Annotated in this window: 13 protein-coding genes; 8 read left to right on the plus strand and 5 right to left on the minus strand. The window is 70.6% G+C overall.

Annotation, left to right across the window (positions count from 1 at the left end; genetic code table 11):
- Positions 1-19: 19 nt before the first annotated feature.
- Both ABZV38_RS26815 and ABZV38_RS26820 read left to right on the plus strand, forming a co-directional pair.
- Positions 20-691, plus strand: a complete 672-nt coding sequence (locus ABZV38_RS26815; protein ID WP_356331005.1) for a hypothetical protein — start codon at positions 20-22, stop codon at positions 689-691.
- A gap of 95 nt (positions 692-786) precedes the next feature.
- A complete protein-coding gene (locus tag ABZV38_RS26820; protein WP_356331007.1) occupies positions 787-2,013 on the plus strand; it encodes a Cmx/CmrA family chloramphenicol efflux MFS transporter in 1,227 nt (408 codons plus the stop codon).
- A 28-nt stretch (positions 2,014-2,041) separates the two neighbouring features.
- Here ABZV38_RS26820 and ABZV38_RS26825 read toward each other — a convergent pair whose 3' ends face one another.
- Positions 2,042-2,317, minus strand: a complete 276-nt coding sequence (locus tag ABZV38_RS26825; protein WP_352304469.1) for a DUF4031 domain-containing protein — start codon at positions 2,315-2,317, stop codon at positions 2,042-2,044.
- Complete coding sequence (locus tag ABZV38_RS26830; RefSeq protein ID WP_356331009.1) at positions 2,314-2,682, minus strand: hypothetical protein; 369 nt, start codon at positions 2,680-2,682, stop codon at positions 2,314-2,316. The genes ABZV38_RS26825 and ABZV38_RS26830 overlap by 4 nt, the downstream gene beginning before the upstream one ends.
- Before the next feature lie 133 nt (positions 2,683-2,815).
- Here ABZV38_RS26830 and ABZV38_RS26835 point away from each other — a divergent pair, with 133 nt between their 5' ends.
- From ABZV38_RS26835 to ABZV38_RS26845, 3 genes are all read left to right on the plus strand, one after another.
- Positions 2,816-3,736 carry a MurR/RpiR family transcriptional regulator gene (locus tag ABZV38_RS26835; RefSeq protein WP_356331010.1) on the plus strand — a complete coding sequence of 307 codons (921 nt, stop codon included), beginning with the start codon at positions 2,816-2,818 and terminating at the stop codon, positions 3,734-3,736.
- Positions 3,737-3,797: 61 nt separating this feature from the next.
- The gene (gene murQ, locus ABZV38_RS26840; protein WP_356331012.1) at positions 3,798-4,775 is read left to right on the plus strand and encodes an N-acetylmuramic acid 6-phosphate etherase; all 978 of its coding nucleotides are present in this window, start codon (positions 3,798-3,800) and stop codon (positions 4,773-4,775) included.
- A gap of 53 nt (positions 4,776-4,828) precedes the next feature.
- Positions 4,829-6,358: a PTS transporter subunit EIIC gene (locus tag ABZV38_RS26845; protein ID WP_356331014.1), complete on the plus strand. Its 1,530-nt coding sequence runs from the start codon at positions 4,829-4,831 to the stop codon at positions 6,356-6,358.
- Between the two features lie 45 nt (positions 6,359-6,403).
- Here ABZV38_RS26845 and ABZV38_RS26850 read toward each other — a convergent pair whose 3' ends face one another.
- The 3 genes from ABZV38_RS26850 to ABZV38_RS26860 all read right to left on the minus strand — a co-directional run bounded on the left by ABZV38_RS26850 (position 6,404) and on the right by ABZV38_RS26860 (position 7,480).
- Positions 6,404-6,688 (minus strand): hypothetical protein, encoded by a 285-nt coding sequence (locus ABZV38_RS26850; protein ID WP_356331015.1) that lies wholly within the window; start codon positions 6,686-6,688, stop codon positions 6,404-6,406.
- 314 nt (positions 6,689-7,002) lie between these two features.
- The gene (locus tag ABZV38_RS26855; RefSeq protein ID WP_356331016.1) at positions 7,003-7,239 is read right to left on the minus strand and encodes a hypothetical protein; all 237 of its coding nucleotides are present in this window, start codon (positions 7,237-7,239) and stop codon (positions 7,003-7,005) included.
- On the minus strand, positions 7,229-7,480 hold the full coding sequence (locus ABZV38_RS26860; RefSeq protein ID WP_356331017.1) for a hypothetical protein: 252 nt from the start codon (positions 7,478-7,480) through the stop codon (positions 7,229-7,231). Before ABZV38_RS26860 ends, ABZV38_RS26855 begins: the two co-directional genes overlap by 11 nt.
- A gap of 113 nt (positions 7,481-7,593) precedes the next feature.
- On the opposite strand from ABZV38_RS26860, the gene ABZV38_RS26865 reads away from it, so the two are divergent.
- The 3 genes from ABZV38_RS26865 to ABZV38_RS26875 form a co-directional block, all read left to right on the plus strand.
- Positions 7,594-8,436 carry a helix-turn-helix transcriptional regulator gene (locus ABZV38_RS26865; RefSeq protein WP_356331018.1) on the plus strand — a complete coding sequence of 281 codons (843 nt, stop codon included), beginning with the start codon at positions 7,594-7,596 and terminating at the stop codon, positions 8,434-8,436.
- Entirely contained in the window at positions 8,417-8,683 is a 267-nt protein-coding gene (locus ABZV38_RS26870; RefSeq protein ID WP_356331019.1) for a DUF397 domain-containing protein, read from the plus strand. The genes ABZV38_RS26865 and ABZV38_RS26870 overlap by 20 nt, the downstream gene beginning before the upstream one ends.
- A 295-nt stretch (positions 8,684-8,978) precedes the next feature.
- The coding region (locus ABZV38_RS26875; protein WP_356331021.1) for a hypothetical protein at positions 8,979-9,635 on the plus strand (657 nt) is incomplete at its 3' end.

Consider the following 9,635-nt stretch of genomic DNA (forward strand, 5'->3'; position numbering starts at 1 on the left):
CAGGACCTAAGGTCTAGGCATGGACGCCAGCGCCGCCCCCGACACACGTGCCACCGACGACGCCCTCCGCCGCCGCTGGCACGCGGCCCTCGTCGCCGTCCGGGGCGGCTCCCCCGTCCCCGATCCGCTGCCGTACGCCGACAACCTGCTGGACCGCTGGGCCGAACCGCAGCGGAAGTACCACACCACCGCCCATCTGACGGCGGTCCTCGACCGCATCGACACGCTGGCCGGCCACGCCGCCGGCCCGGACGCCGTCCGCCTTGCCGCGTGGTTCCACGACGCGGTGTACCGCCCGGACCGCTCCGAGAACGAGGAGCGCAGCGCCGCTGTCGCCGAGCGCGCCCTGCCCGAGGCCGGTGTCCCGGACGACATCACCGCCGAGGTGGCCCGGCTGGTCCGGCTCACCGTCACGCACGACCCGGCGGACGGCGACACCAACGGCGAGGTGCTGTGCGACGCGGATCTGGCAATTCTGGCGGCCGCCCCCAGGGAGTACGCGGAGTACGCGGCGCAGGTGCGGGAGGAGTACGGCTTCGTCCCCGACGACGCGTTCCGGGACGGCCGGGCGGCCGTACTGCGCCAGTTGCTCGGGCTGCCGAGACTGTTCCGTACGCCCCACGGCATCGCGGAGTGGGAGCCGCGCGCCCGGCAGAACCTGCTGACGGAGCTTGAGCTGCTCACCCGTTGAGACAACGGGCACGATCCGCCGATACGGGAATGTAACGGCCGACATCGCCGTTGGCACCTGCCATGCCCGACTCCGCCGTTCGTCACCGCACCCGTATGCCTCTGGCCGTATACATTTTGGGCCTTTCGGTTTTCGCCCTCGGTACGAGCGAGTTCATGCTCTCCGGACTGCTGCCGCCGATCGCCGACGACATGAACGTGTCGATCCCCCGGGCCGGGCTCCTCATATCCGCCTTCGCCATCGGCATGGTGATCGGCGCACCCCTGCTCGCCGTGGCCACGCTCCGGCTGCCGCGCCGGACCACCCTCATCACACTGATCTCGGTCTTCGGCCTCGGGCAGGTCGCGGGTGCGCTTGCGCCGACGTACGAGGTGCTCTTCGCGTCCCGGGTGGTGAGCGCCTTCGCATGTGCCGGGTTCTGGGCGGTGGGGGCGGCGGTCGCCATCGCGATGGTGCCGGTGAACGCGCGGGCCAGAGCGATGGCCGTGATGATCGGCGGGCTGTCGATCGCGAACGTCCTCGGCGTACCGCTGGGGGCGTTCCTCGGTGAGAACCTCGGCTGGCGGTCGGCGTTCTGGGCGGTCGGTGCGGCGTCGGCCGTGGCTCTGGCCGGTGTGGCGACGCTGATCCCCCGCATCCCGCTCCCTGCGGAGAAGCCGCAGCTCAAGCGGGAGATGTCCATCTACCGCGACCGTCAGGTGTGGCTGTCGATCGTGGTCACGGCGCTGGCGGCGGGCGGGGTCTTCTGTGCGTTCAGCTATCTGGCACCGCTGCTGACGGATGTCGCCGGGCTGGACTCGGGCTGGGTGCCGACGGTCCTCGCGCTGTTCGGGATCGGTGCGCTGATCGGTACGACGATCGGCGGCCGGGTCGCAGACGCACACCTCTTCGGGGTGCTGATGAGCGGCATCGCGGCCTCGACGGTCTTCCTGGTCGCGCTGGCACTGTTCGCCTCGAACCAGGTCGCCGCGGTCGGGCTCGCCTTCCTGCTGGGCCTGTCGGCGTTCTACACGGCCCCGGCGCTGAACGCCCGGATGTTCAACATCGCGGGCGCGGCCCCGACCCTGGCGGGTGCGACGACGACTGCCGCGTTCAATCTGGGCAACACGGGCGGCCCCTGGCTGGGCGGCACGGTGATCGACGCGGACTTCGGGTTCGGGGCCACGGCCTGGGCGGGCGCGGCGATGACGGTGCTGGCGCTGGTCGGGGTGGTGTGGTCGCTGCGGCTGCAGGGCGGGGGCAGGTCGCGCCGGGTGGCCGGTTCGCCCGCGGCGGCGTCTTCGTCGGAGGCGTCCGTGGAAGCAGCTGCCCCGGCGGTGTGACCCCGGCAGCCGCGTCCGCCGCATGCGTTCAACTGCCAGGAGCCGGGCGTCCCTTGGGGCGTCGCAGCCCCGCGTCCGTCAGCCGGCGCACCAGTTCCTTGGAGCCGACCTCGCGCGCCCCGGCCCGCACCGCGTCCGCGTACCGGGTTTCCGGCACGTCGTAGTGGTCGCGCTCGAAGGCCTTCGGCGGGCAGCCGATCGAGGCGGCGAAGGCGTGCAGCTCCTCGAACGAGACATCGCTGACCAGGTGCGACCAGAGACGTCCGTGACCCGGCCAGTCCGGCGGGTCGATATAGACCGTCACCGGCGCAGCACCCCGCTCAGCGCGCCGACGCGTGCCACCATCACGGTCGCCTTGGTGCACACCCAGCGCGGGTCGGGCCCCAGTTCCGGTTCGACGTCGAGGGCGTGCGGGTCGCCCGCGTCGCAGACCGGGCAGAGCGGCCACCGGCCGTATCGCTCCAGCAGCGCGTCCTGGACGTCCTGGGCGACCAGGCCGACCACGTACTCCACGCCCTCCGGCCACTGTTCGACCCACCAGCGCCGGTGCATCACCGCGTCCTCGACGAGGGAGACGATTTCGGCCTCGGCGACGTCGCCGGCGGCGAGATCGGCCATCACCAGCGCGCGGGCGGTGTGCAGCGCCTGCTCCAGGCGGTTCAACTCCATGGAGCCATTCTCACCCCGTACCCGACCGGCCTTCGCCGTAAGCGGGCCTTCGGCACAGGCAGATTCTCGGTTCTGCCAGAGGTCGGGACCAAAGGGGGTTGACGGACCGCAGGGTTGAAAATATCTTTCAAATGTGACCAAGGACCTGAAGGAAAGTTTCAGCGGTGATTCTCCGCCCGCCCCGGCCGCCCTCGCGGCCAAGGTGCGGACGCTCGCACCGTCCATGACGCGCTCCATGCAGCGGGTCGCCGAAGCCGTCGCCGGCGACCCCGCCGGCTGCGCCGCCCTGACGGTCACCGGTCTCGCCGAGCTCACCGGCACCAGCGAGGCGACCGTGGTCCGCACGGCCCGCCTCCTCGGCTACCCCGGCTACCGGGATCTGCGCCTCGCCCTGGCCGGGCTCGCCGCCCACCAGCAGTCCGGCCGCGCCCCCGCCGTCACGGCGGACATAGCGGTCGACGACCCGATCGCCGATGTGGTCGCCAAGCTCGCCTTCGACGAGCAGCAGACCCTCGCCGACACGGCCGCCGGGCTCGACACGGTGCAGCTCGGTGCCGCCGTCGCCGCCGCGTCGACCGCCCGCCGGATCGACATCTACGGCGTCGGTGCCTCGTCCCTCGTCGCCCAGGACCTGGGGCAGAAGCTGCTCCGGATCGGCCTGATCGCGCACGCCCACATGGACCCGCACCTGGCCGTGACCAACGCCGTGCAGCTCCGCTCCGGCGACGTGGCGATCGCGATCACCCACTCCGGCTCCACGGTCGACGTCATCGAACCGCTCCGGGTGGCCTTCGACCAGGGGGCGACGACGATCGCGATCACCGGCCGCCCCGACGGCCCGGTGACGCAGTACGCCGACCACGTGCTGACGACGTCCACCGCCCGCGAGAGCGAGCTGCGCCCCGCCGCGATGTCGAGCCGTACGAGCCAGCTGCTCGTCGTGGACTGCCTGTTCATCGGGGTCGCCCAGCGGACGTACGAGACGGCCGCCCCGGCGCTGGCCGCCTCCTACGAGGCGCTCGCCCACCGGCACACCCCTCGCAGCACCCGCTGACCCCGACGCCGTACCCGCTGAACCGCACGAGACACGAGATCGAGAAAGCAGAGCCGCTGTCATGACCTCCACCACCGACGCCAACGCCGCGACGCCCGGCCGGGACTCCGAGTACGGGGAGCTGCGCGCCGAGCTCGCCACCCTCACCACCGAGGCGTTCCGGCCCGAGCTCGCCGAGATCGACCGGCTGGGCACGCTGGAGATTGCCCGGATCATGAACGGCGAGGACCGGACCGTCCCGACCGCCGTCGCCGCCCGGCTGCCCGAGATCGCAGCGGCGATCGACGGCACGGCCGCCCGCATGGCCCGCGGCGGCCGGCTGATCTACGCGGGCGCGGGCACCCCGGGCCGGCTGGGCATCCTGGACGCCAGCGAGTGCCCGCCCACGTTCAACACCGACCCGTCCGAGGTCATCGGCCTGATCGCGGGCGGACCCTCCGCGATCATCACGGCCGTCGAGGGTGCCGAGGACAGCAAGGAGCTGGCCGCCGCCGACCTCGACGCCCTGGACCTCACCCCCGACGACACGGTGGTCGGCATCTCCGCCTCCGGCCGCACGCCGTACGCGATCGGGGCCGTCGAGCACGCCCGCGCCAAGGGCGCGCTGACCATCGGCCTGTCCTGCAACGCGGACTCGGCGCTCGGCGCCGCGGCCGATCACCCCATCGAGATCGTCGTCGGTCCCGAGCTGCTCACCGGCTCGACCCGGCTGAAGGCCGGTACGGCGCAGAAGCTCGTCCTCAACATGCTGTCGACGATCACGATGATCCGGCTCGGCAAGACCTACGGAAACCTGATGGTCGACGTCCGCGCCTCCAACGAGAAGCTGCGCGCCCGCTCCCGCCGGATCGTCGCCCTCGCCACCGGCGCCTCCGACGAGGAGATCGAAGCCGCACTCGCCGCCACCGACAGCGAGGTGAAGAACGCGATCCTCACCATCCTCGGCCAGGTCGACGGTCCCACCGCCGCCACACTCCTGTCCGCGTCCGACGGCCACCTCCGCGCCGCCCTCGCGGCCGCACCACGCACCACCACCTGACCCCATCCGGGGTACCGCTCCGCTCTCCCCCGCACAGCAAGGCACCACGCACCATGGCTACAGAAGACAAGAACCGCGCCACTGCCGCCGCGATCCTTCCGCTCGTCGGTGGCGCCGCGAACGTCAGCTCCGTCGTCCACTGCATGACCCGGCTCCGCCTGGGCCTGCACGACCGCTCGCTCGTCGACGACGAGGCCCTGAAGGCGCTCCCCGCCGTCATGGGTGTGGTCGAGGACGACACGTACCAGATCGTCCTCGGCCCGGGCACCGTCGCCCGGGTCACCCCGGAGTTCGAGAAGCTGGTCCGCGAGGGCCGCGCAGCCGCCCCCGAACCGGCCGTCCCCACCGAGCCGGCCCCCACCGCCGCGGCCGAACTCACCGCCCAGGGCGCCGCGATCAAGGCGGCACGGAAGGCGAAGAACGCCACCCCGTTCAAGCTCTTCCTCCGGAAGATCGCGAACATCTTCGTCCCGCTGATCCCGGCCCTCATCGGCTGCGGCATCATCGCCGGTCTCAACGGCCTGCTGAAGAACCTGGGCTGGCTGACCTCGGTGACGCCCGCGCTCGGCGCGATGGCGTCCGGCTTCATGGCGCTGATCGCCGTCTTCGTCGGCTACAACACGGCGAAGGAGTTCGGCGGTACGCCGATCCTCGGCGGTGCGGTCGCCGCGATCATCGTCTTCCCCGGCGTCGCGGACATCGAGGCGTTCGGCCAGAAGCTCTCCCCCGGCCAGGGCGGCGTACTGGGCGCGCTCGGCGCGGCGGTCCTCGCGGTGTACGTGGAGAAGTGGTGCCGCCGCTGGGTCCCGGAGGCGCTGGACGTCCTGGTCACCCCGACGCTGACGGTGCTGGTCTCCGGCCTGGTGACGATCTTCGGCCTGATGTACGTCGCCGGTGAGGTCTCCACCGCGATCGGCGACTTCGCCAACTGGCTGCTGTCCAACGGCGGTGCGGGCGCGGGTCTGGTCCTCGGCGGCTTCTTCCTCCCCCTGGTCATGCTGGGCCTGCACCAGGCGCTGATCCCGATCCACACCACCCTGATCGAGCAGCAGGGCTACACGGTCCTCCTCCCGATCCTCGCCATGGCGGGCGCGGGCCAGGTCGGCGCGGCCCTCGCGGTCTACCTCCGTCTCCCCCGCAACGAGTCGATCCGCAGGACGATCAAGTCGGCGCTCCCGGCCGGTCTGCTGGGCGTGGGCGAGCCCCTGATCTACGGTGTCTCGCTCCCCCTCGGCCGCCCGTTCATCACGGCGTGTGTGGGCGGTGCGTTCGGCGGGGCGTTCGTCGGCTTCTTCAACCAGCTCGGCAGCTCGGTCGGCTCCACGGCGATCGGCCCGTCCGGCTGGGCCCTGTTCCCGCTCCTCGACGGCAACCACGGCCTGGGCACGACGATCGCGATCTACGCGGGCGGCCTGCTGGTCGGCTACCTGGCGGGCTTCGTCGCCACGTACTTCTTCGGCTTCAGCAAGGACCTGCTGGCGGAGTTCAACGTGTCGCAGGAGCCGGCGGTTTCGACGGTCGCGGCTACCGGCACCCCGACCGCCCCGGTCACCGACCCGGCACCGGAACCGGCCCGCGCCTGATCCCGTAACGCAACAGAGGGCGGCACCCGCACGGGTGCCGCCCTTTCACGCTTCCCCGGCCGCAGTACGCAGGAACCGCACCAAGTCGTCCATGCTGTAACCGAGTTTCGGCCCACGTTCCGCCGCCATGAGCAGCAGCTGACCGACGATCTCGGCACCCCACCCGTCGCTGCCGTCCGAGGACCACTCCCAGAGCTTCTCGATCCCCAGGTCGGTCATCAGCAGCCCATGCTCGGCCCTGATCTCGGCGCACACGTCGGCGACGGCGTCGAGCAGCGTGGCCCCGGGGCGCTCACATCTGAGCCCGAAATACGAACCGAGATCCTCCACTGCGCACCCCTCGGGTGGGCGCGCCCTGATTCCGTCGTAGCGGGGATCATCCGCACGGGGATACTCCGCCACCGGGCAGTGGGCCAGCGTGAATCGGTGCCACCCTGCCGGTAGGGGTTGCGGCGGGCGGCACGCATCGAGACCGAAGGCCTCGTGCGCCAACGCCGAAGCCTCGTCGTGCGTATTCGCGGTCACGGTGGCCGTCCTGCTGCCGTCATCGGCCACCGCCGTCCACCGGCCAGTGGACTCGTCACAGCTGAAACGAATCGAAAGCGCCATACCTCACCGTCCCACCCACCACTGACAACACCGCCTCATCTCGGCCACCGCCCCTCCCGGTTGGCCTCCGTGACCCGCGCCCGCAGCACCACCCCGGGCGGCGCCGGTTGCACCGATTCCGGTGGACAGTCCCACTCCGCCCCACCGCCCGGCGGCCGCAACTGCACGTACGGTCCGACGCACCCCATCACGCGCCCCACCCGTCCGTCCCGCGCGTCCACCGCGTACGTCCCGGGCTCCGGCGTACACGGTTCGAGTCCCTCACCCGTCATGACCGGCCTCCCCGTCACACTTCTTCTCCAGAACGGCGCTCAGCCGCAGCGCCGTGTCGATGGCGCACCGCCCGAGATCCACCAGCGGCGTGGGCTCGTTCCCCGCGCACGACACCGGATCGATCCGCAACGACGGCAGCGTGAGCCCCACACCCTTCAGCCCCTGCCTCAGCGTCTCCACCGCGTCCTCCGCCTCCCGCACTCTTCCGGCGGCAACCCGTCGTCGCTCCGTAGTGGTCATCCTGCACACCTTCCACGCTCGGTAATCGCAATGCATACCCAGCGTGTCCGACGCTCGACTAGCCTGGAAGTGGCGCAGGTCCAACAACCGCAGGTGTGTCACAGGGAGTTGCCATGCCGGGCCCCAAGAAGCTCGATCCGTCCTCCTCCCCACGCGCCCTTCTCGGCGCCGAACTCCGGCACCGACGGGACAAAGCCGGTCTCTCCCAGGAAGAACTCGGTCACCCGCTCTTCGTCAGCGGCTCGTTCATCGGCCAACTGGAGTCCGGTACGCGCCGGATGCAGGTGGACCAGGCCCAGAAGTTCGACGAGATCCTGACGACGGACGGGTTCTTCGTACGGAACTGCGTCGCCCTGAAGAAGTCGAAGTACCCGGACCACTTCGCGGAGGCGGCGGAGGCGGAGGCCGTCGCGAAGACCATCAAGGAGTACGCGCCGCAGCTGATCCCCGGGTTGTTGCAGACGGAGCCGTACGCACGGGCGGTGTTCCGCGCATACCAGCCGACAGCTCCGGAGAACGTGATCGACGATCTGGTCGCGGCGAGGCTGGAGCGGGCGCACCTGCTGTCCGATCCAACAACCCCCTTGGTTTGGGCGGTTCTGGACGAGGCGGCGTTACGTCGGGAGGCCGGCGGACCGGCAGTGACGGCAGAGGCGCTCAACCACGTCCTGAAGCTGGCACGCGAACACCGGATCATCGTGCAGGTGCTGCCGTTCAACGCGGACGCACACATGGCCATGGAAGGTCCGCTCAAGCTGATGTCCTTCGATGACGCGCCCCCACTCGCCTACCTTCAGGGCCTGGGTACAGGGAAGTTGCACGACGATCCCGCAACCGTCAGGCACTACGAACTGACTTACGATCTGGTGGCGGCCAGCGCATTGTCACCGGAAGCGTCCCTGGTCCTGATCGAGTCGGTGGCGGAGGATTACGCCCATGAAGCTCAGCAGTTCTGACTACGACCTGGCCACAGCAACCTGGCACAAGTCCTCGTACAGCGGCGCAAGCGGTGGCGACTGCCTCGAGGTCGCCACGTGGCGGAAGTCGACATACAGCGGCGGAAGCGGCGGCGACTGCCTGGAAGTCGCCGACGGCCACCCCGGTGTCGTCCCCGTCCGCGATTCCAAGGCCCCGGACGGCCCGGCGCTCGTCTTCCGTACGGCGGCGTGGTCGTCCTTCGTCGCGGACCTCAAGCGCAACTGAGACCCGGGGCTCAAGCCCCGTACTCCGAGCGCTTTTTCAAGGAATGGGTGGAGGGCCCCATCCCACCCACCCTCCCCAGCAGGCACGTTCACTTTTCGTGACCGGCTTGCCACACACGGTGCGAACGCTCTAGCGTTCCGCATAACGAACGACCCCTGCCGGTGCGGGAACACCGAACAGGGGCCTGACCAACGAGATCGAAACAGGCGATCAAATGGCTGACAGCCAGCTTAGTGCTGCCCCGCGCACACCGCACGCACCCCCTCACATCCCCCCGCACGCATCGCAGCACCCGATGGCCGGTCCGGGTTACGGCAAGCGGTCCGCGTCCGGTCAACGCCCCTGCGCAGCAGGCGACTTCGCGCACCTTCCGCCGCGTGAGGCCGCGGTCGCCGCCTATGTCGACCGGTTGCCGGACGGCGCCGACATCTCCGTGAAGACGCTGGCCAAGGTGTTGCCGTACGGGCAGTGCGCGCTGCGGACCGCGCTGAACAACCTCCAGCGGGCCGGGTATCTGCGCCGGGGCAGCGAGCACGTCATCGGTTCGGGCAGCGCGCGCTGGGTGACGCGTACGTTCTTCTCCCGCACGCCTCGCGACGACAGTTGGTGGGCGGCGTTCACCAGGGGCGACGTACCGCCGGAGCAGCAGCGAGGGCAGACCCGCTCCCGGGCGTTCGTCCTGCTGGCCGCGCTCGGCCGCACCGCACCCATGCTGAGCCTGTCGTCGGCGGACTGCGCGGCGCTGGAGCCGTACGTCACGGCGTGGTTCGACCGGGGCGCCACCGAGCTGCAGCTGCTGCACGCACTGACCGACGGGTTGCCGGTGCAGGTGCATCACGCGGCGGCGCTGGTCCGCAGCCGCCTAATGGGAGCTACGGAGTCGGGGAATGCTCGATTCCGTAGCCGCCAGCAGGTGAGCACTTATGCCGCCGGAAGCACTCGACTTCTGTGG

Origin of the sequence: Streptomyces sp. NPDC005181, assembly GCF_040608395.1 — a bacterium.
In the GTDB taxonomy this organism is placed as follows: domain Bacteria; phylum Actinomycetota; class Actinomycetes; order Streptomycetales; family Streptomycetaceae; genus Streptomyces.